The organism is Flindersiella endophytica, assembly GCF_054779015.1.
This window is the reverse complement of record NZ_BAAGYY010000007.1, coordinates 15,540-36,797: the sequence shown is the minus strand read 5'-3', so window position 1 is coordinate 36,797 and position 21,258 is coordinate 15,540. Positions and strand designations below refer to the sequence as shown.

The 21,258-nt window shown below is 67.3% G+C and carries 18 protein-coding genes and 1 pseudogene; 10 read left to right on the top strand and 9 right to left on the bottom strand.

Going from position 1 to position 21,258, the window contains the following annotated elements; all coding sequences use genetic code 11:
- The first annotated feature begins 8 nt into the window (after positions 1–8).
- From ACYVF6_RS04560 to istB, 4 genes and pseudogenes are all read left to right on the top strand, one after another.
- Positions 9–515, top strand: coding sequence for a DoxX family protein (locus tag ACYVF6_RS04560; RefSeq protein ID WP_460516030.1), 507 nt, complete (start codon positions 9–11; stop codon positions 513–515).
- A gap of 27 nt (positions 516–542) precedes the next feature.
- The gene (locus tag ACYVF6_RS04555) at positions 543–1,376 is read left to right on the top strand and encodes an alpha/beta fold hydrolase (RefSeq protein ID WP_433439596.1); all 834 of its coding nucleotides are present in this window, start codon (positions 543–545) and stop codon (positions 1,374–1,376) included.
- Positions 1,377–1,798: 422 nt separating this feature from the next.
- Positions 1,799–3,319: pseudogene (gene istA, locus ACYVF6_RS04550) on the top strand (IS21 family transposase).
- Entirely contained in the window at positions 3,316–4,095 is a 780-nt protein-coding gene (gene istB / locus ACYVF6_RS04545; RefSeq protein WP_460516028.1) for an ATP-binding protein, read from the top strand. The pseudogene istA and the gene istB overlap by 4 nt, the downstream one beginning before the upstream one ends.
- Before the next feature lie 464 nt (positions 4,096–4,559).
- On the opposite strand, the gene ACYVF6_RS04540 is transcribed toward istB, so the two are convergent.
- Both ACYVF6_RS04540 and ACYVF6_RS04535 read right to left on the bottom strand, forming a co-directional pair.
- On the bottom strand, positions 4,560–5,891 hold the full coding sequence (locus ACYVF6_RS04540; RefSeq protein ID WP_460516026.1) for a cytochrome P450: 1,332 nt from the start codon (positions 5,889–5,891) through the stop codon (positions 4,560–4,562).
- Between the two features lie 650 nt (positions 5,892–6,541).
- Positions 6,542–6,880, bottom strand: coding sequence for a cupin domain-containing protein (locus ACYVF6_RS04535; RefSeq protein WP_460516024.1), 339 nt, complete (start codon positions 6,878–6,880; stop codon positions 6,542–6,544).
- A 606-nt stretch (positions 6,881–7,486) separates the two neighbouring features.
- On the opposite strand from ACYVF6_RS04535, the gene ACYVF6_RS04530 reads away from it, so the two are divergent.
- Both ACYVF6_RS04530 and ACYVF6_RS04525 read left to right on the top strand, forming a co-directional pair.
- The gene (locus ACYVF6_RS04530; RefSeq protein ID WP_460516022.1) at positions 7,487–7,984 is read left to right on the top strand and encodes a TetR/AcrR family transcriptional regulator; all 498 of its coding nucleotides are present in this window, start codon (positions 7,487–7,489) and stop codon (positions 7,982–7,984) included.
- Positions 7,985–8,047: 63 nt separating this feature from the next.
- Entirely contained in the window at positions 8,048–9,025 is a 978-nt protein-coding gene (locus tag ACYVF6_RS04525; protein WP_460516020.1) for an adenosine deaminase family protein, read from the top strand.
- Between the two features lie 832 nt (positions 9,026–9,857).
- Here ACYVF6_RS04525 and ACYVF6_RS04520 read toward each other — a convergent pair.
- Positions 9,858–11,213: a peptidoglycan-binding domain-containing protein gene (locus ACYVF6_RS04520; protein ID WP_460516018.1), complete on the bottom strand. Its 1,356-nt coding sequence runs from the start codon at positions 11,211–11,213 to the stop codon at positions 9,858–9,860.
- A 193-nt stretch (positions 11,214–11,406) separates the two neighbouring features.
- Between ACYVF6_RS04520 and ACYVF6_RS04515 the strand changes: the two genes are divergently transcribed.
- A complete protein-coding gene (locus tag ACYVF6_RS04515; protein ID WP_460516016.1) occupies positions 11,407–12,252 on the top strand; it encodes a hypothetical protein in 846 nt (281 codons plus the stop codon).
- A gap of 212 nt (positions 12,253–12,464) precedes the next feature.
- On the opposite strand, the gene ACYVF6_RS04510 is transcribed toward ACYVF6_RS04515, so the two are convergent.
- Positions 12,465–13,049, bottom strand: a complete 585-nt coding sequence (locus tag ACYVF6_RS04510; protein WP_460516014.1) for a TetR/AcrR family transcriptional regulator — start codon at positions 13,047–13,049, stop codon at positions 12,465–12,467.
- 77 nt (positions 13,050–13,126) lie between these two features.
- Between ACYVF6_RS04510 and ACYVF6_RS04505 the strand changes: the two genes are divergently transcribed.
- The gene (locus ACYVF6_RS04505) at positions 13,127–13,663 is read left to right on the top strand and encodes a P-loop nucleotide/nucleoside kinase family protein (protein WP_460516012.1); all 537 of its coding nucleotides are present in this window, start codon (positions 13,127–13,129) and stop codon (positions 13,661–13,663) included.
- 357 nt (positions 13,664–14,020) lie between these two features.
- Here the strand turns inward: ACYVF6_RS04505 and ACYVF6_RS04500 are convergent, their stop codons facing one another.
- On the bottom strand, positions 14,021–16,138 hold the full coding sequence (locus ACYVF6_RS04500; RefSeq protein ID WP_460516010.1) for an FAD-binding oxidoreductase: 2,118 nt from the start codon (positions 16,136–16,138) through the stop codon (positions 14,021–14,023).
- A gap of 263 nt (positions 16,139–16,401) precedes the next feature.
- Here ACYVF6_RS04500 and ACYVF6_RS04495 point away from each other — a divergent pair, with 263 nt between their 5' ends.
- The gene (locus tag ACYVF6_RS04495; protein ID WP_460516008.1) at positions 16,402–16,974 is read left to right on the top strand and encodes a TetR/AcrR family transcriptional regulator; all 573 of its coding nucleotides are present in this window, start codon (positions 16,402–16,404) and stop codon (positions 16,972–16,974) included.
- 207 nt (positions 16,975–17,181) lie between these two features.
- Here ACYVF6_RS04495 and ACYVF6_RS04490 read toward each other — a convergent pair whose 3' ends face one another.
- Positions 17,182–18,201, bottom strand: a complete 1,020-nt coding sequence (locus ACYVF6_RS04490; protein WP_460516006.1) for an aldo-keto reductase family protein — start codon at positions 18,199–18,201, stop codon at positions 17,182–17,184.
- Between the two features lie 184 nt (positions 18,202–18,385).
- On the opposite strand from ACYVF6_RS04490, the gene ACYVF6_RS04485 reads away from it, so the two are divergent.
- Positions 18,386–19,243, top strand: a complete 858-nt coding sequence (locus ACYVF6_RS04485; RefSeq protein WP_460516005.1) for a helix-turn-helix domain-containing protein — start codon at positions 18,386–18,388, stop codon at positions 19,241–19,243.
- A gap of 259 nt (positions 19,244–19,502) precedes the next feature.
- Here the strand turns inward: ACYVF6_RS04485 and ACYVF6_RS04480 are convergent, their stop codons facing one another.
- From ACYVF6_RS04480 to ACYVF6_RS04470, 3 genes are all read right to left on the bottom strand, one after another.
- Entirely contained in the window at positions 19,503–19,925 is a 423-nt protein-coding gene (locus ACYVF6_RS04480; protein ID WP_460516003.1) for a DoxX family protein, read from the bottom strand.
- A gap of 448 nt (positions 19,926–20,373) precedes the next feature.
- Entirely contained in the window at positions 20,374–20,826 is a 453-nt protein-coding gene (locus ACYVF6_RS04475) for an SRPBCC family protein (RefSeq protein ID WP_460516001.1), read from the bottom strand.
- A gap of 153 nt (positions 20,827–20,979) precedes the next feature.
- Positions 20,980–21,108, bottom strand: a complete 129-nt coding sequence (locus ACYVF6_RS04470) for a hypothetical protein (RefSeq protein ID WP_460515999.1) — start codon at positions 21,106–21,108, stop codon at positions 20,980–20,982.
- Positions 21,109–21,258: the final 150 nt, after the last annotated feature.

Here is a 21,258-nt window from a genome sequence, read left to right as displayed (position 1 = left end):
GCGAGCACTTGATCGAAATCAACTCCGACAACCCGGCCCACTCGGCCAACGCCATCACCGGTACCAGACCCGGACACGACAAGGAGAGCCGAATGAGCACCATCCCCAAGAACAACTCGGAAACCGTTGCGCACACGCCCGGGCGGGCGAGCAGCATCGGGGTCTGGATTCTGCAAGTCGTGCTGGCGGCGACAATCGCCGGCGGCGGAATCTCGAAGCTCGCAGGCGACCCGGTCATGGTGGACATGTTCGCCGACATCGGGGCTGGCCAGTGGCTCCGGTACCTGGTCGGAGCGCTGGAGGTCGCGGGAGGGGTTGGACTTCTGATCCCGGCTCTGGCGGGCCTGGCCAGTCTTGGGTTGGCGGCATTGCTGACCGGTGCTGTCATCACCGATCAGTTCGTGCTCGAGCAGAGCCCTTGGCTGCCGCTCGCCTTACTCGTCGTGGCGGCCGTGATCGCAAGGACGCGGTGGTCGCGCACCGAGGCCGTCGTCGGCACGCTGCTCAGGCGCTGAGACAAACCTCTCGAACGGAGATGTGAGATGAACGAGATGGCCTTTCGCGTGACATCAAACGATGGCACCACCATCGCCTACGACAGGGAAGGAAGCGGTCCGGCCGTCATTCTGGTGGGCGGAGCACTCGACGAGGGGGTGGAGAACGCTCCCTTGGCGCCAGCTCTCGCCGAGCACTTCACGGTCTACAACTATGCCCGTCGGGGACGCGGCGCGAGCGGCTTCACCGAGCCTTACGCCGTGGAAAGGGAGATCGAGGACCTGGATGCGTTGATCGCGGAGGCGGGCGGCTCGGCACACCTGTTCGGGGCGTCCTCAGGCGGCGCGCTGGCGCTGGAAGCCGCCGCGGCCGGGTCAGCCATCGACACGATCGCCGTGTGGGAGGTGCCCTACGCGGTCGGGGACGACATACGCCCGCGATTCGAGGAGTACATCGCAGACACCCGACGCGCCTTCGACGCCGGGCGAGACGAGGAGGTTCTCGAACTGTTCATGCGCATGACCGGCGCCTCCGACGACAACATCGCGGCCAGGAAAGCGGCAGGCAAGCAGACGGCGCATTGGGCGCATTCGGTCGCCCTCGCGCCCACGCTGGTCCACGACAGCGTCTTCCTCAACCGCTACCAATTGCCGGCCGATCGACTGGCAACGGTCACCCAACCGGTCCTGGTCACCACCGGAGGACCGATCACGGTCCCCTATATGGCAGGCCTGCCCTCGGACTTCTTCGACCGCGCAGCCGACGAGCTTGCAGACCTACTACCCCACGCTCAACGGGAGACCCTCGAGGGGCCGGATCACGTCGTCGACCCACAGACCGTCGGCCCGCTGTTGCTACGGTTCTTCAGCAGCGAACACTGAGGGGCCCGCGAGGTGTTGCGGGAAGACCGATTAGGCACCGCGCAAGCAGATCTTCGTCGCGCCAGGGACACGGGGCGGACAGGTGGTGTCGAGGTTGATGTCGTCGGCGGCATCACAGGCCTGATCCTGGGCGTGCTCGTCACCAACGTCTTCGTCACCACGCAAGGCCGGGCCGTCGTACTGACCTGGGCTTCAGTGGGACTCGACGTGGCCTGCTCGCTGCTCATCGGCTCCGTCGTCGGTCGTACCCCGCACTCCGGGCCGACTCAGTATCGCCCACCGAAGCCCTGCGCAGCACATCACCAGGCACCTCGGTAGGGCCAGTGATTCCGGGCTGTGGTCGCATGCGGTCACCGTTCCCGGGGCGGTGGCCCGGTGCCGAAAGTCGTGCCCACGGCGTGCTCACGTCAGGAGTGCCACCGATGACGCAGCCGCGTTCCCGGGTCGACCTGTACGCGGCGATCCGACGGGATGCCCGATCTGGGATGTCCAACCGCGCGCTGCAGCGCAAGCACGGCGTCGGCTTCCGAACCGTGACAGCGGCGCTGGAATCTGCATGGCCGAAGGAGAGAAAGCAACCGCCCAAACGCGGCTCACGGCTTGACGCGTACCGAGTGGTGATCGACGACTGGCTGCGCTCGGACCTCGACGCGCCGCGGAAGCAGCGACACACGGCGAAGCGGATCTTCGATCGACTGCTTGACGAACATGACGGGGCCGGGGTGGTGTCGTACTGGATGGTCCGCGAGTACGTCGCCACCCGACGCCGTGAGATTCGCGTCGAGGTCGGACAGGAACCTGCCAACGCGTTCATCCCGCAAGAGCACCGCCCGGGCCGCGAGGCCGAGGTTGACTTCGGCGACGTCGCCATCCGCCTGCGCGGCGAGCTCGTAACCTGCGCGCTGTTCAGCCTTCGGCTCTCCTACTCGGGCAAGGCCGTGCACAGGGTCAGTGCCTCGGCTGGGCAGGAAGCCTTCTTCGAGGGTCACGTCCACGCCTTCAACGTGCTCGGCGGGGTGCCGACCGGGAAGATCCGCTACGACAACCTCAAGGCCGCCGTCGCGAGCGTGATCGGGTTCTCCCGCCAGCGGGTCGAGGCCGACAGGTGGACCGCCGTCCGTTCCCACTACGGCATCGAAGCCTTCTATTGCCAGCCCGGAATCCAAGGTGCGCACGAGAAAGGCGGCGTCGAGGGGCAGATCGGCTAGTTCCCCCTTCCGACCGAGCCGTTCGAGACCGGCCGCTGGTTCACCCCGCGCGTGGACCGGTACGCCCAGGTCACGGTCCGGATGAACAAGTACTCCGTGCCCGCGCGCATGGTCGGCCGTCAAGCCCGGGTGCTCCTGAACGCCAGCGACCTGGTCGTGTTCGACGGCAGGACCGAGATCGCCCGCCACGAACGGCTCATGACCAAGGGCTCGACCCGGGTCGACCTGGACCACTATCTCGAGGTCCTCCTCCGCAAACCGGGCGCGCTACCCGGCGCGAAAGCGCTGGAGCAGGCCAGGGCATCCGGGCGGTTCACGCCCGTTCACGACACCTGGTGGGCCGCGGCCTGCAAGGCCCACGGTGACGCCGACGGCACCCGTGCCCTCATTGAGGTCCTGATGCTGCACCGGCACCTTCCACACGACCACGTCGTCGCCGGACTCGCGACGGCGCTGCGTGCAGGCGCGCTCACCGCGGACGCTGTCGCGTTGGAAGCGCGCAAGTACAACGACACAGCAGATGGCGGAGCCGACGACACGACAGCGGACCACCAGTCCCTGATGAGCGGCGACAGGGCACGCGGAGAAGGCGAGATCCCTGCCGTGCGATCGCTGACCGAGCGCCGGCTCCGCGCCCACATCCCGGCCGACACTCGGCCGCTGCCGAGCGTGGAGAAGTACGACCAGCTGTTGGCCAGCCGACGTGACACCCCGAACGAAGGAGCCGCACCGTGACCACCAAGCGCCGTGGAATGACCGAAGAAGCAGCCGACGCCGCGATCGACCAAGCGTGCCGGATGCTGCGAATGCCCACCATCCGCAACTCCTTCACCGACTACGCCGACCGGGCAGGGCGTGAGCAGATGTCTTACCGCGGGTTCCTCGCCGAACTATTGCTTGCCGAGTGCGACGATCGCGCCCGACGCCGGTCCGAACGCCGGATCAAGGCCGCCAAGTTCCCCCGCGAGAAGTCCCTGCGGGCCTTCGACTTCGACGCCAACCCCAACATCGATCCCGCCGTGATCCACACCCTCGCCAAGTGCGAATGGGTCCAGAAGGGACAGCCGCTGTGTCTGATCGGGGACTCCGGCACCGGCAAGTCCCATCTGCTGATCGCACTCGGCACCGAGGCCGCCATGGCCGGCTACCGGGTCAAGTACACCCGGGCGACCCAGCTTGCCAACGAGCTCGTCGAGGCCGCCGACGAGATGACGCTGGCGAAGACCATCGCCCGCTACGGCCGCGCCGACCTGCTGTGCATCGACGAACTCGGCTACATGCAACTCGACCGCCGCGGCGCGGAACTCCTCTTCCAGGTCCTCACCGAGCGTGAGGAGAAGGCCTCGGTCGCGATCGCGTCCAATGAGTCCTTCGGCGGCTGGACCAAGACCTTCACCGACCCCCGGCTATGCGCAGCCATCGTCGACCGACTCACCTTCGGCGGCACCATCCTCGAGACCGGCACCGACTCCTACCGTCTGGCCCAAGCCACAAAGCAGCGGACAACCTGACACCCGTCGGGCGCGGAAGCGGTGTCGACGCAGACCAACATCCGCGGCACCGACACGTGCCCGGCGGTGTCAGAACTCGCCAACAAGCGGTGTCGGACGAAACCTCCGCAGCCAGCACGTTCGAGATCTGACGGAGGCTCCTCGCGGGTACGAGCATCGCCCGGCGCATCGCGTCCCTTACTCGTTGGCGGTCGCCGCCGGGCCGGGCCTCGATCTCCAGCAGGTCCCCGCAGCGCCTCCACGCTCACCACGTCGTTGATATCTTCTGCGACGGTGCCAGCGATGACGGGAAGCCGGGAGTGGCCGGTGGCCATCAGCCTCATCGCGTGCTCGACCTGCTCGCCGGCCGCGATCACCCCGACCCGGGTACGCGGGGCTGCCGCCCGTCGGGCAGGAAGACCAGCCGGCCTGACGGGGCCTTACGGATGGCCGTGCTCTGGCTCGCTCCGTTTGTACCGCAGCTGTCAGTGGCCAGTGGCGGTAGGCGAGGTGAGCCGGAGCGGGAGGCTGGTGAGTCCACGGACCGCGAACGACTTGCGCCGGCGTGCGCGGCCGGCATGGAGCAGCTCCGGCAAGCGTTCGGCGAGGGTACGGAACGCGATTTCCCCTTCGAGCCGCGCCAGCGGCGCGCCCACGCAGTAGTGGGCGCCGCTGGAGAAGGCCAGGTGCTCGGTTTGCTGGGTACGTTCGATGTCGAACCGGTCCGGGTCCTGGTGGGCGCCGGGGTCACGGCCGGTGGCCCCGAGGAGGACGATCACCACCTGTCCCGGCTCGATCACGTGGTCACCGATCTCGATCCGCTCGTGCGCGGTACGCGTCGTCGCATGTGACGGAGAGTCGTACCGTAGTACCTCCTCGACCGTGGCTGCGGCCAGCGTCGGATCGGCATGCAGACGTTTCCACTGATCGGGGTGACTGAGCAGCGCGAGCATACCGTTGCCGATCAGGTTGGCGGTTGTCTCGAAGCCTGCCACGAGCAGCAGCCGGCACGTGGACAGTAGCTCCATCGGGGTCAGCTTCTCCTCGCCCACGGCGTCGGCGAGGCGGTTGATGACGCTGTCGCCGGGTTGGTCGGAGCGACGTTCCAGCAAGGTGCGGAAGAGGTCGTTCAGGGCGGCGATGGCGACATGGAACTCGCGTGCCTGCCGCACCGAGTTGATCCCGTCGAGGGACCCGCCGAGGGCAGCGCCGTACCGCGCGAACCGCTCGATGTCGATGTCGGGGACGCCCAGGAGATCGCTGATCACCCGGATTGGCAGCGGCGTGGCGAAGTCGGCCATCAGGTCGAACTCGTCCTTCGCGATGGCGGCGTCGAGCAAACTGTGCGCCGTTTGTTCGATCCGAGAGCGGTAGCTCGCGATCATCTTTGGCCCGAAGGTCGGAGCAACCAGCCGCCGCAGCCGCGTGTGGTGCGGCGTGTCGAGCTTGAGGAAGGACACTTCCTCACTGGCGTCCTCACTGGCGAGCAAGTCGCCGCGGACCCCGCGTACGGCCGAAGTCCCGTCGGACGGATACGGCGCGCCTTTCTCACGGACACCGAACCGCCGGTCCCGGACTATCTGCGCGGCGACTTTGTGCTGCGCGGTGACCCAGACACCGACCCCGCTACGGGTAAGCGGCCCGGCCGCCCGCAGTTGTGCGTACATGGGATATGGGTCAGGGATTCCGCCGGTCCGCAACGCCCTGGCCAACTGGTCCGACCGTAGCTGAGCCAGCCACCACAGGCCGATCCGCTGGGTCCAGGCACTCGTGGTCAAGCGGACGGCCGACCTGGCCTCCGAGATGAGACTTGTCACGGACGCTCCTTAATTGACGCACAGTTCGTCAACCCGCATCACGTCCTATGTACCTACTGCGGTGCACATTTCTCGCACATGCTGCAACCGGCACGCAATGCGAACGGGCACCATCCGATCATGAACAGATCCACGGAGACACGGACGTGTTCGGCGCCTACGTGGCTGTTCTCCCAGCCCCGTCGGCCCAGGCTGGCGTGGATGCCGCCGCCGACCACCGGAGCCGGTGCGGGAGAAGTCGGTACTCGGCCGGGTTCTTGGTTTTCTCATCCTGTTTGTGGCCCTGTTTATGATCTCCGTGTCCACCGTACGGCTGATGCTGGGAAGGTGACTGCTCCACCGCGGTAGATGGACTGGCGTCACGGCGTAGGGGATTCCACGATATCGGCGCGCTGACATCACCAGGTGGTGAGTACGTTCTGGTCGAGGACGGTGGCGGCGGGATCGCGCGCCTTGGTGGCGGCTTGGACGGCATCGTTGACGTCGTCCACGCTGGGGCCTGGACTGTCGGCGTCGGGGTATTCGAAGCTGTTGCGCGCTCGGCGGATGCGCCCGAATGACCGGAAGGCTTGTAAAGTGTTTATCTGGACAGTTTGTGGTTCTTGTGCTGGAAGCTACGGACTGGTCTTCGAACTGAGGGCGTGTGTTGGTCACAGTGCCAGTGGCAACCCGTGCATTTCGATTGCTACTGCTGTGAGGGGTTCGTCGGCTCGGGTGGTGTGGAGTTCGCCTGCGACCCAGAACGCGGCTTGGCCGGCAGCGATCGGCTGCCAGATCTCGTCTCCACCGCAGACATGACCGTGGCCGGATATGACGATGAACAGCTGATCGCCGACGGCCGGGTGACGGCCGGCCTCGCCGCCGGCTGCAAGGTGCAGGACCGTTGCGGCGACGTGTTCGCCTCGGATGAGGTTGTTCGCCCGCAGTCCGCGGCTGCCGTGGTTGGTGATCGATCGGGCGGTGTCAGGAGCGAGTTCGATGATTCGCATTCAGCGGATCGTACAAACTCGGTGTGGCGGTTGGTCGGCGCTGATCTGCGCTATGCGGGGGCATTCCTTCGGCTTCTTCAAGCTCGATGAGGAGGTTACGGATTCGGTCGGCGGTGTGTTGGTGGCGGTGGATTTCTCGTTCCCAGCCACGGTACGGCGCTGTGGACCTCGACGGGCATGGTTGGCTGTTCTCCCAGCACGTCCGGGATGTCAGCCCAGAAGAGCGGGGCGCTCACCTGGCAGGTGGTTAGTTAGTGGGCAGCGCGGAACAGGGACCGAACGACCGCTCAGCGGCATGTGCGGATGTTCAGCGACAGCAGCCCAACGCTTGTGCGACCGGCTCGTGCTTGAGTTCACCGCACGCCGTGATGTCGGCCGCGTTCACACGCATCTGGTGTTCGAGTCGTGGGAAGGCAGCCCGCTGGTTCTGCTGCCTGGCTCCGGGCGACGGCGGACCTGAGTTCCGTCAGTCACAGCCGGCCAGATCTGGTCACCCGGACCTGCGCACGGTGAATCCCCGTCCTCTAGGATCGCGCAGTGGCCAGCGGTCCGACTGAGCGCGCACGGCTTGTGGGTCTGACGTGCGAATTCATCCTCGCCGGTGGCGTGGTCGACCTCTCCCTGAGCGAACTGGCCCGCGGCATCGGCTCCAACAACCGGATGCTGCTGTATCACTTCGGTTCGCTCGACGAACTCCTCGCCACCGCCGTGGACGAGATCCTCGGCGGCACAGCGCTCCTCGACCGGCTCGCCGCCCTGCTCGGCACTCCCGGCACCACGGCGGATGGGATGTCGGCGGCGTGGCGCCACATCGCCGATCCTGCCCGGCTGCCGCACCTGCAGCTGTTCTTCGCCCGGTTCGGCATGGCCGCCGACGTCCCCGGCCGCCACCCGGAATTCCTCGCCCAGACCCGGGAGCGCTGGACGGCGGTGGTGGCGAAGCGACTGCGGCAGGACCCCGCCGTGGCACATCCGGACCACACCGCGACGGCGATCGTCGCCCTGTGGCGCGGACTGCAGATGCTGCTGATCTGCGGCGAGTCGCGGGTCACCGTCGACGCCGCGCACGATCGCGCCGTCGCCGCGTTGCTTCTGCCCGGCTGAGCAGCGGTGTAGCCTCCCCAGAAAAGTGAATCGTTCAGTTCACCTCATCTCGGAGTGGATCGCATGATCACGTTGCCGAAGGCCGAGCTGCACGTGCACCTCGAAGGCACCCTGGAGCCCGAGGACATGGCCCGCTTCGCCCGTCGCAACGGCCTGTCCCTGCCCTGGCGCACCCCGGAGGAGCTGCGGGCCGCGTATTCCTTCACCGGCCTGGAGAACTTCCTGTCGGTGTACTTCGCGGGCTGCCAGGTGCTGCGCCGCCGCGCGGACTTCCACGATCTCACCGCCGCCTACCTGCGCCGTGCCGCCGAGCAGGGCGTCCGCCGCGCCGAGATGCTCTTCGGCCCGCAGGCTTTTCTCGACCAAGGCGTCCCGATTGACGACCAGCTCGGTGGTATCACCGAGGCCATCGCCGAAGCCAAGGAGGAGTCTGGCATTGAGGGGGCCCTGCTCGTCAGCGCCCATCGCCACCGCAGCCAGGCCGATGCCCTCGAACTACTCGACCTCATCCGCCCGTGGCGCGACCATGTTCTCGGCGTGGGCCTCGGCAGCGCCGAGCAAGGCAACCCACCGTCGAAGTTCGCCGGGTACTTCTCCGCCGCCCGCGCCCAGGGTTACCGCACCACGTGCCACGCGGGCGAAGAGGGTCCGGCCGCCTATATCCGTGAAGCGCTGGACACCTGTTGTGTCGAACGCATCGACCACGGATACACCTGCACCGACGACCCCGATCTCGTGGCTCGCCTGGCCGACGAGCAGGTCACGCTCACAATGTGCCCCCTGTCGAACCTCCGACTGCACGTCACCGATGACCTGACGGTCTACCCGCTGAAGACGCTGCTGGACGCCGGCGTCCCGGTGACCGTCAACTCCGACGACCCGTCGTACTTCGGCGGGTACATCAACGAGAACTACGCGGCGGTGGCCGACGCCTTGGAACTGACCGACGCCGACCTGAGGGCACTGGCGCGCAACAGTTTCACCGGGTCTTTCGCGGCAGCAGACGACGTCTCGGAAGCACTCGAGGAGGTGGGGCGCTGAACGGGACGCTCCCGCAGGGTGCTTCCGGATCGTGGGTTGCCGAGGTGGTCCTCAGCAACCCTCATTCCGCTGTGGTTCCCGGAAGTCGCAGAACGCTCTCTCCACGCTGCTCCATCTGTCCGGCTTCGGGGGCACCAGGTGGGCCCGACCCGAGCGGTCGAGGCCGTATCCGAGCTCATACTGCACGCCTGACGCGCTGGCTCCAACCGACTCGCCGGCCAGCCCTCGCGGATGCCGATGAAGCCGCGAGCCAGAGGCGCCACGAGGCGAAAGCCGCCACCGCACCAACCTGACACCCCCGGCATCACGAGATTCGCAGAGCACGGTCGACCTCTACGAATCGCTGTTCAGCTTGTCGCATCGCACGCACAGGTTCCGCACACCTCGTCACAAGGTTGCCCCTGCGGCTATGTGGACAAGGGCGTGCCGCTTCGAGGCGTGGCCTGGTCACGGCTGGCGGCTTCCTCGCCAGCAGCACTCGCACCGCTCTGGACTTGACCGGGCGTCGTCGAAGGCGCTGGCACCGTTGCGTGGTCGGCGCGCGGTTCATCACCCAGCCAAGGTGCTGCTGGATGCCGTAGTCGCTGTCGCGCTCGTGGAGGTCTGCCTGGCCGAGGTCGCGGTGATGCGGGCTCAGCCGGTGGCCCCACTACGGCGCGCTCCCTGTAAGGCGTTCGCCGAAGATGGCTTGCAGCGACGAATCGGTGGACAGGGCTGGTCTCCATCCACTCCGGCTGGATCGCCCAGCGGTACCTGCATACCTGGCCGCTGCCGGGCTCAGCGCTGCCACGCTTTCTGGACAAGCGACAGGTATTCCGCCCTCTTCCGGTAATCAGCGGCCGGCCTGCAAGGCCGTCCAGGTCTGGGCGCCGACGACGCCGTCCACTCCAAGACCTCGAGAGGACTGGTAGTCGCGCACCGCTTGGGTCGTCTGGCTTCCGAACTGACCGTCGATCCCGACCGTGCGGCCGAGCGCGGCCGTCAGAGAACGCTGCAGCCTGCGTACGTCGTTGCCCGTGGCGCCGTCTCGAAGCGTTGGTTGCGTACCCCTCGCGAGCAGGGCAGTCCACACATGACCGTCGACACTGAGTCCAGCGGGCAGGCCGCGGGCCTGCCGGTAACTGCTGACAGCGGTCGCCGTAGCCGTGTCGAAGGTCTGGTCGATCGGACCAGGGTTGAGACCGGCCTGCTGCAGCAGGTATTCGGCCGTCTCCACAGCCGGCGCCGATGTGCCGTTGGACAGCGTTGGATACGAGGTGTAGTCCAGCTTGGGTGCAGTGATGAGGTACTGGCTGTTCGCGACGTTCCAGTGGTTGGCGAGCCAGCTTCCGCTGACCGGCTTGGTGCTGTAGTAGTCGTCGTGCCCGCAGTCGATCTGGTTCTCCGCCCCATCGGGACAGACGTTGACCAGAGTGCCCGGAGGGTTGGGTATGCCGCCGTCGTCGTAGCACATGATGTCCTCGTCGTCCCAGCAGTGCCCGTTCGCCGTGGCGTGCGGAGCACCGCGCAGGACGGCTCCGAGGGTGTGCAGCAGCTCGTGGCCCGTCGGTGCCCAGCCCCAGCAGCCGGTGCCGAGGGTGGCCAGCTCGGGCCCGGAGTTGTACCGGTTCGCTGTACCGGGCTGGTCGTCGCCGCCACCGGGTCCACCACCGCCGAGCCCGCACCAAGCCGTGGTCTCGGCGTAGCCGATGTACTTGCGATCCGTCCGGTTGAAGCCAGCTGCCTTCAACCCGTCGAAGGTCCGGCCGAAGTCACTGAGCGAGCCCGCCGGCACCACCACGCCTGTCACGGTGGGAACGCACGACGCGTCGTGGACGAACCGCAGCCGCCGATAGCCACCGGTCACCTGCGCGTCCTGCTGGAACTGCTGGTCGACCTGCCCAGCCCACTCCTGGAACGTGGCGCGATACTGCGCAAGCCGATCAGCCTGCGAAGCCTCTCGTACATAGAGGATCTGCACTCGCTTGCCGCTGGTGCCGTTACCGTCGCACGCGACCGCCGCTGTCGCAGCGGCCACCTGCGGTGTGACCTGGCGCGAATCCGCCCACCGCGTCACCGGACCCCGGTCCTCCACCACCCGACCGTGATCAGACACACCGTCGGAGGCATCGGCACCGGTGGCCCCGAGCGCGACGCTGATCAGGACCGCCGGCAGAACGAGCGGCACCCATCTCCTGATTCGACTCATCAACCCCTCCTCCGCGAGAGCATCGGTCGTCGTAAGAAATTGCCACGACTATGGCCCACGCTGACAGACGGTTCGCACACTTCGCGCATACGAATCATGTGCGTTGGGTCCGCTAGGTTGCGGCCGTTCGAGATGTGCCGCCGAGATGCGTGGGAGGGAATCATCTGTGTTCGGGCGACGGCAATTCCTCAAGTTGGGCGCGTCCATTCCGCTGCTGGCCGGCGGCTTGCTGGATGCGGGAACGCCCGCGGCGCCGGCTGCGGTCAACCTGATCGGCTATACCGCGAGCGGCACCCGATCGTGCGAGCAGCTCGATGCCCTGACCGGACGATTCGCCCAGGTCGTGCGTCTGTACCACCGCCAGGGAACGCCGGTGCCAACGTCGCTGGACGCCGCGGGCCGGCTGCTCGCGTTACTTCGCGACGAGAACCGGTATGTGGTCTACTCCCTGAAGGTGCCGGATGTTTCCGCCGGCACGTACACCGCCTGCGACTCGCTGTGCGCGGACATCGCGAGCCGCGGATACGGCAACCAGGTGTGGATCGTGCTCTGGCACGAGCCGTACCCAGAGCTGTCGGCGAACCAGTACGTGGACCGGTACCGCGCGCTCGCCCCAGCCGTTCGCCGGCATGGCATCGCATGTGGTCCGTGCTTCCACACCTACCCGATCTGGCACAAGGGCCTGGACTACACCGCCTACTGGCCAGGCGACGACCTCACCGACTTCCTGGCCATCGACACCTATCCGGGCGACGACCCGAACGGGCAGGGGCTCGCCGCGGATCCGCTGGCGACGATCTCACCGCTGACCTCGTTCGCCAAGGGACGTGGCAAGGCGTTCGGCATCGCGGAGTTCGCCGTTCCCGCCGATCTCGCGACGGCCCAGCCGAGCGAGGCGTTGGCCTGGATCGACAAGTTCCAGCGGCTGGGGAGCTCATGCCGCTTCGTCACGTACTGGAACGGCGATCCTATGGGCCTGGAGCTCAACAACGGACTGCTCCTACCCGCCTACCGACGCCTCTACGACCGCTTCGCCTGACGACGTGGTGTTCTCCGTCTCGTGCCGCGTGTAGCGTTGGCGGCGCTGTTCGCCCGTAGCACACGGACAGTGGTGATCAGCAGCTGGCCGCGGCACAGCGTGGCGGCTCAGTGTGAGCGCTCGCTGAAGACCGGACCGGACAGAAAGCCGGCCAGGTCCGGGCGGCCATTTTGGCGACTCGACGGCGATGGACGGCTGGCGACGGCGCGCCGCTAGAAGCTGAGCATGCCGGTGAGCATGCGGTCGAGCACGCTGGCGGCCTGGGTTGGGTGTTCAGCGAGGGCTCCGAGCCGGTCGTAGGTCTGAAATGAGGACAGGGCGACGAATCCGTCGAGGAGGACGCTTCGCCGGAGCGTGGATGCGATGCCTCCAGTGGTTGCCAGCCGTTGCAGCAGCCTCTTGAGCTGATCGCGGCGCCAGCTCTCGCGGGTGGCGAAGATCCGCGCCAGCTCGGTGTCGAGCACTGCGATTCCGTTGAGGCGGTGCAGCACCGGCCGTTCGGCGTGCCAGAACTTGCAGGTCCGCTTCAGCGCACTTGCGCAGGCTTGTCGGGGCGGCAGGTCGGCGGTCAGCTCGAGCAGGCGGTCCATTCCGGCCTGTTCTGCGAGCTGGGCGAAGACGGCGTCCAGCAGTCCGTGCCGTGACCCGAACTGGTTGTAGACAGTGACCCGGGTGACGCCTGCCGCAGTCGCTACGTCACCGACACTGACCTGATCGTCGGCCTCGGCGAGCAGCCTGCGGGCGGCCTCGACGATGGCCTGTCGAGTGGCCGACGCCTTGTCGGAGCGGATTCCCATACTCAAGTACTTTACATGATGTATACCCAAATGCTATACATGTTGTATAACGACTTCGGGTGAGGAGAGATGCTGGTATGACACTGATCGAGTTCGGCGGACTGCCGGGCACCGGGAAATCGACGCTCGCGCTGGAGTTGGCCACCCGCATGCGCGCGGTTCTGCTTCGGATCGACACCATCGAAGGAGCCCTGTGGCGCAACGGGTTGCGCCCGGAGCAGACCGGCGTAGCCGCGTACAGCGTGGCGCACGACTTGGCAGCCGGACACCTGGTGCGTGGAATTCCGGTCGTAGCTGACGCGGTGAACTCCGTGGAACCGGCCCGGGCGGGTTGGCGTGAACTCGCGAAGGAGGTCGGGGTACGCCATCTTGTGGTGGAGACCCACTGCCCGGATCTGCGCGAACACCGCCGCCGCGTCGAGACCCGCTCGATCGATATCCCTGGATTCCCCAGACCCAGTTGGGAATGGGTCCAGAGCCTCGCCGACGACTACGAACCTCGAACCGATGAACGGTTGACCGTCGACACCTCCCAGGACATCGACACCTGCCTGCGCCAACTGCTGAGTTACTGCAGTAACGAACCCACCGACCGGAGAACTCTGACTCAGTAGATGCTTGTCATGTGTCAACTTGTTGGCAGGGTTTGATTTGAACTTGGTCGGCCGCGCCAGCCGAGCTCCTGGGCAAGCGGGCACCTGTGGCGTCGCTGACCAAGCGGCCGCTGACCACAGCGCTTCCCAAGGACACCCGGCTCCTCATCACCGCAGCCACCATCACCAGCACCGCAGTCGTTACCCGCAAGCAAGGACGAACCGTTAAGAGTGCCCACCCAGCAATGCCCACAACGTCATCTCGGGCTGACCGAGCAGGCCGCCGACGCAGCGATCGACACCGCGTGCCGTTCGCTTCGGCTGCCCACCATCTGTGTGCCAGCGGGCGAATTGCACCGGCAGGATCACACCTGTCCGTCACGGCGCTGTGATGTCCAGGGTGACGTTGGACAGTGGGCGGCCGACGCACGTCAGGACGTGACCGTTGGTCTTCTGTTGCGGCGTGAGGCAGTTCGGCTCGTTCATCGTGACCTCTCCGCCGCGGAGCTTTACCATGCAGTCCCCGCAATTGCCGACTGTGCACGAGTACGGCATCGGCAGCCCTGCGGCGATCCCGGCGTCGAGAAGCGTCTGGCCGGGCTCGACTACTACGCGGCCGACCTCGTGCGTTCCGTCCTCCACGGTCATCTCCTGCGGTGCGGTGGCTGTGGCGGTCGTGTCCGCCGCGCTGGTGTAGCGCTCGCGGTGCACGCGGTCGTCCGGCACACCGAGCTCGGCCAGGACGCCCTCGACTGTGACCATCAGCGCCTCGGGCCCGCACAGGCAGAACTGGGCTTCGTCGGAGGGCCGCAGCTCGGTGAGCCAGTCGCGGACATCCGAGACGTCGAGCCGTCCATGTTCCCGCGTCAGGACGTACGTGACCGACAACCGCTTCGGGTTGTCCTTCGTCAACCGGAGGAGGTCGCCGGCGAAGATGACTTCCTCCTGGCAGCGGTTGCTGTAGAGCAGCGCGATCCGGCTGGCCGCCGGTCTCGCCAGCAAGGTACGGATCATGCTCATCACCGGCGTGACACCGCTGCCCGCGGCGACCAGGACGACGTCGTGCACCGCCGCCGGATCGATGTGGAACGCCCCGGACGGCCCGCGAACCGACAACCGGTCCCCGGCAATGAGGTTCTGGTGGACGTGGGTGGAGAAGCGACCGCCCTTGACCTGCTTGACCGTGACCTCCAGCCGCGATGCCCCCGGCGCCGACGATGCGGAGTAGGCGCGCCGCACCGGTCGCCCGTCGATGTCCGCGACGAGCGTGAAGAACTGCCCTGGTCGGAAGTCGAAGGAGCCTTGGCGCTCGGCGTCCTCCAAGACGAGGGTGACCACGCTCGGCGTTTCCCGGCGCACTTCGGCGACGCGCACCTCCCGCAACCGTTGCGTCGCCTCGGATTCGACGCCGGTTGGCTTTGCTTGTGAGCCGACCTGGACGTTCTCGTAGCCCTCCTTCCGCAGTCCGGACCGGTAGGCGAGGTTCATCGTGTGCCGCAGCACCCGACCGATTCCCGGAATCCCCGCGACGATCCTGAGCACGCGAGCGAGCACGCCTCTGCGGACGTCGGCCAGGTTCGCGGTGAGGTGGTCCCCGGCCAGCACCATCAAGTCCGGCGCCGTGCCGCGTTCGAGATGGGTGGCAGCCGCCCAGACCCGCGAGCGCGCCACGGCGTCGCTGGCGGTCACCTCGGCCTGCTCGACGTCGATCAGCAGCGCCGCGTGCGGGGGCGTCCCGCGCAACGCCATCGTCTCCAGCAACGCGGAATCGTCAGTGATCGAGCCCCGGCCGCTGACGTGCAGCACGCCGGTCCGACCCGGGACGAGGGCGGCGAACGAGAGCCGGTCGTTCTGGAGAAGGTTGTGGAGGCTGTCCGCGCGCTTGTTGCCCTTGCGGTCCGCGATGGCCAGGGTCCGGCCGTCGAGGATCCGCGCGACAGCCGGCTGATCCCCGCGCGGAGTGGTGTCGCTCCCGCCCGAACAGTCCCAGGTGGACAGGGCGAGGAACGGTGCGGCGGCGAGGAAGTCCGCGACGCCGGGACCGCGCAACGGACCATCGCCCTCGATGTCCGGCGCCGGTTCGGCGGGAGTGGGCGGCTGCCACAGGCGCGAGCGAATGACGGCCTGCGCGCAGTGCACGTACGCCTCCTCGACGTCGACGAACGTCTCGGCGCCCCTCCGCTTGGTCACGGAACCGTTGACGCGCAACGTTTCCCCCACGCCCGGCAGGAGGAAGACGAACGACACCGGGCCGTGCGCCTCGCCATCGGGCAGGGTGAACGATATCCGCGTGGGCGAGTGAACGCGCACGAATCCCGGTGTGCCGCCGATGAACGTCGTGCGGCTTACGCTGTCGGCGTCGCGGTAGCCGAAGCCCGCGAGCGGGCAGTGCGCCAGGACGATCCGGCAGCCCTCGTCGAGTGCGCTGATCTGCTTCAGCATGATCATCGACGGCGGCTGCCCCACGGTCGCCTCGACCTCGTCGACCGTCGTCATGCGGTGGAGTGTGCTCAACTGCATCGGAATCCCCTCAGCCCGATGCCGACCAGCCGTGCCGCCGGTGGCCCGCGAACGAGATATCCACCGCCGGGACACCGGCGTCGGCAACCAGATGCCGCCCCATGGTCTTGTTCTCGCAGCTCATAGCACTATTGTGAGCATTAGCTCAGGTATTTGCTACTCGCTTTTCGGCGCCCTCAAGGAGGACCAGGATGCCGTCGGCGGACCGCCGCTTAGAGCCACGTCGCAAGCCCCGTCAGGTGCGCGCCGAGCTCACGCGCGACCGCATCCTCACCGCGGCTGCTCACGTTTTCGCCGAGCACGGCTACGCCGCCGGCACCACCAACCGGATCGCCGAGCGCGCCCGCATCTCCATCGGCTCGCTATACCAGTACTTCCCGAACAAGGACGCTATCCTCGCCGAGCTCCTGATCCGGCACATCGACCGCGGCACCTGGACCGGCGCCGACGAGCTCGACTTCTCGCCCGGGACGCTGGAGGCGACGGTCCGGGCGCTCATCCGCGACGCGATCGACAACCACAGAGACGATCCCCAGCTGCTCCGAGTGATGGTCGAGCAGGCGCCGGCCTCCCAGGAGCTGCTCGACACGATCGAGCGGCACGGAAAACTGCGCACAGCCCAGATTCGCGACATCCTCACCCGGCACCCCGAGGTCCACGTGGACGACCTCAACGTCGCCGCGGAGATCATCCTGTTCACCGTGGAGATGAACACGCACAAGTTCATGGCCTCCCCGCAGAACATCCCCGTCGAGACGTTCGAGACCGAACTGGTCGCCATGGTGACCCGCTACCTGCGCGGGGATCAGTAGCCGCGCCCCACCTGCGCACGGTGATACTCCGCTCTCTGAGGGAATCTCGCCGGCTGCCTGACACCCGTAGCGGCCGAGCCGGAGGTAGGGCGGCGACAGCTCGGCCAACGCCATGCCAAGGCGACAGCAGAGTCCACGAGAGCCTGGCATGCCGGTGGGCGGGATGCTCGAGGTGACCGAGGGGATGACCGTCGCCGGGCCTCGGGCTCAGGCCGCCGACCGGTGCACGGCGGGACGACGCCGCAGAGCGGTCTCGAGCAAGGCTGGGGGCTTGTACTCCTGGTCGAGCGCGGTGACGTCGGTGCCTGGCGGGACGATCTCGTCGATCCGGTCGAGGATGTCGTCGGACAGTTCGACGTCGGCCCCGGCCAGAACGTCGTCGAGGTGTTCCATCGTGCGCGGGCCGAGGAGCGCGGCGGTGACGCCCGGGTGGGCGACGGCGAACGCCATGGCCAGGTGGGTCATGGGCAGGCCGGCCTCCTTTGCCAGCGGGACCAGCTGTTCGACGACGTCGATGCGGCGCTCGTCGGTGAGGTGGCGGGAGAACTGGACGCGTTTGAGGTCGTTGTCACCGCCCTTGCGTACCCGGCCGGTCAGCATGCCCTGGCCGAACGGACCCCATACCATGACGCCCATGCCGTACTCCTGCGCGATCGGCAGGACCTCCCGTTCGATGCCGCGGTTCAGGATCGAGTACGGCGGCTGCTCGGTGCGAAACCGCTGCAGCCCGGCACGTTCGGCCACCCACTGGGCCTGGACGATCATCGAGGCGGGTGTCGTCGAGGAACCGATCGCGCACACCTTGCCGGCGCTGACGAGGTCGGTCAGGACGGAAAGGGTCTCCTCCAGGTCGGTGTCCGGATCGGGCCGCTGGAGCTGGTAGACATCGATGTGGTCGGTGCCGAGCCGGCGCAGGGAGTTCTCGACGGCGGTGGTGATCCAGCGGCGCGAGGCGCCCTGCTGGTTGGGGCCCTCGCCCATCGGCATGCCGACCTTGGTGGCCAGGACCACCTCGTCGCGGCGGCCCTTCAGGGCCTTTCCGACGATGTCCTCGGAGTCGCCGTAGCGGTCGGCGGTGTCGATGAGGTTGATCCCGGCGTCGATCGCCTTGTGGATGATGCGGACCGACTCGTCGGGGTCGTTGCCCATCACGCTGGCGAACATCAACGTGCCCAGTGCGTAAGGGCTGACCTTGATCCCGGTCCGCCCGAGGTTGCGGTACTTCATGGCCGTGCTCCTTCGCTGCACACCCGGCGGGAGGATCCCGCCGGTTACCGGCCGTCGGCCGGTACATCCACCTTCGGCGGACCCGGGGGCGTCAACCAGTACCCGCCGCAGCCGGTGGACCCGCAGTACCAGGACGGGACGCGGCCGGCTGCCGATACTGCGGCCGACTGTCGATACTGGGGAGATGACCGGAACCACGGATCTTGGCAGGGCCTTGCACGCCTGGCGGGATCGCACGAAACCGGCCGAGGTCGGCCTGCCGGGCGACGGACCCCGGCGTGCGCCAGGCCTACGGCGCGAGGAACTCGCCCTGCTCGCCGGCTTGTCCGTCGACTACATCGTGCGCCTCGAACAGGGCAGGTCGACCAATCCGTCCCCCCAAGTACTGTCGGCGTTGGCTCGAGCGTTGCGGCTGGCCACGGCGGAGCGTGAGCACCTCTTCCTGCTCGCCGGTCAGGCGGTGCCGGGGCCCGGGCTGGTTTCCGACCATGTGCCGGCGGGAGTCCAGCGCCTGCTGGATCGGCTGACCGGGACACCGCTGAGCGTGTACGACGCCGCGTGGAACCTCATCACCTGGAACCCGTTGTGGGCCGCGCTGTTCGGCGACCCGCCCGCCTCACGCGGCTTCGACAGGAATGCGGTGTGGTGGTCCTTCGTCGAACCGCCCGCCGGATACCCCCAGGCGGTGAGCCGGGAGACCGGCCACCGTGCGGCCTTCGTGTCCGACCTGCGAGCGGCGGCGGCTCGCTACCCGAAGGACGCCGAACTGGCCGCGCTGGTCGACGAGCTCCGCACCCGCAGCGATGACTTCGCGGCCCTGTGGGACTCCGGCGCGGTGGGTGTGCACGAGCCCCTGACCAAGACGGTCCGGCACGCCAGCATCGGCGAGCTCACCCTCGACTGCGACATCCTCGCAGCACTCGGCACCGACCTGCGGATCATGGTCTTCAGCGTGGCCGAGGGCAGCCAGACCGCCGAGCGGCTACGGCTACTGGAGGTCGTCGGCGTCCAGGCGCTGACGGGCGCCGGAACCGGCGCATGATCGGACAGCGCCGCGACCGGCAGGTCCATCGGGACCGGCGCCTCTACACAGCCGACAGTAGGCGAGCAACCAGTAGGCGATCGTCGGGTCCGACCTACCCGCGGTCTAGGTGATTGTCACCAACGCGCGTCCGCCGGCCGCGCACCAAACGTCCTTGGCTCGCGTCACGCTCGCCGAGCCAGAAAACTGGACCCGCCTGGCCAGGCAGGTCGGGGATCTCGGCCCGACCCGGACGCCCGACCCGCCGCCGATGCGTGAACTATTTCGCTACCAGCCTCCTGACGATGCCGATCAACGCTATGGCGTCGGGCCAGCGGTACCAGGCGATCAGGCCGAAAGCGATGCCCAGCAGCCCGGTCACGATGGCCATGGCCGCGCCATCGGGGAAGACGAACAGGTTCGTCAGGGTCGCACCGGCCATCACACAGCCAAGCCCAATCGCGGCCGGGCCGCACAACCGTGGGATCAGCAAACCGACCGCACCGGCGACCTCGACGACACCGGTGAAAACACGGAACCACTCGCCGATCCCGAACAGCCGGAACATCGCCACCGCAGTCGGATCACCCATCAGCTTGGGCAACGCCGCCGCCACGAAGAACAACGCAAGCAGCACCTGCGCCGTCCACACGACAACAGTCACCTTCTTGCTGCCACCGTGCCGGGCCGCCGAGCCGACCAAGCTCTCGTTCGCCGTCATGACCTCACCTCCCTGGAATGGGCACCCTGCGGCGCCCTACACCAGAGACGTCGAAGCCACCGGCCCGCACCGGACAGCCAGCCATCCCCGATTCGCGGGAATAGTCAAGCCTTTGGACCGATGTATCGCTGGACTTGCCGCGACGGGCCGACGAGCCCGGTGTGGTGGACCATTGGCCAATGGTCGAGGTCGTACAACGCCTTGACCATATGGGAGCTCACGCCCGACGTAACCGGGGAGACGGCCCGCGTGCACGTTCGTCCAGTGCGTATGCCCCGAACGCTGGAAAGCGCATGCCACCGGTCGCGATACGGGATTACGACGGCTTGCGCCGCGAGACCAGGACCTGCTCGCCGAGCGGTGCTCGCTGTTCTGGCGGAGGCGAGCTTCCCGTTCGAGGGCGGCCTGCCTCCGCCAGCCCCTTGCGGGGTTAGTGCCAGTTGCTGATCTTGACGTCGTTGGGGGCCGGTTCGCCCTTACCAGTCTCGACCAGATTCTTGAGACTCATCAGGAAGACCGCCCACTTCGTGCTGCAGTGGTTCATGAACTCCACCGGTTCCTTCCAGCCCTCGTGGGAGAACAACACGATCGTGAAGCCCTCCTCCTGCTTCAACTCGAACCGGATCCGGGTGCCGACCCACTCCTCAGGGCCGTAGACGACCTCCCAGACCACGAGCTCGGAAGGCCTGGCCTCCAACACCTTCATGTCGAACCCAGCCGGAGGCGGTGCGTCCTCGAACCGGACCCGAAACACCCCTCCGACGCCGCCATCGCCCCGCACTCCCTGGGTCCACCACCCCGACAACCCATCAGCCGTGGTCAGCGCCGTGTAAGTCTCCTCCGGCGATGACACGATCCCGACCCGATGCAGAATGTCCACCATCTCGATACCTCTCTTCTGGTGTAGCGCCTCTCCGGCACGGCCATACGGTCGGACCGGCCGCCATCGATTCGCTATCGATCGGCTATCGGCGTCGTACCGGCCGCCGACAGTCAGCCGGGCGTCGTTGATGCTTGCCGTGACCAGCGCGTGCGGTCAGAAGGTAGCGATCGGGTTGACCGGGCTGCCGGACGTGCCGGCGAAGCGGACCGGCGCGACCTCTCGTTCCCGCAACCACGGCAGGCAGGACGCGTGCCAGCCGGCCTGCGTGAAGTCGCCGGACACACCGGCCTCGTGGCAGACGGTGTGCGTGGCATATCCGACTTACAGGTAGGGGCATAAGCGTTCCACATGCCGGCGTGATCCGATGCAGTCGTCACGACATTGCCGTGCTTGTGAGAAGGCGACATTGTCTTCCGACGTCTTTGTAATGTC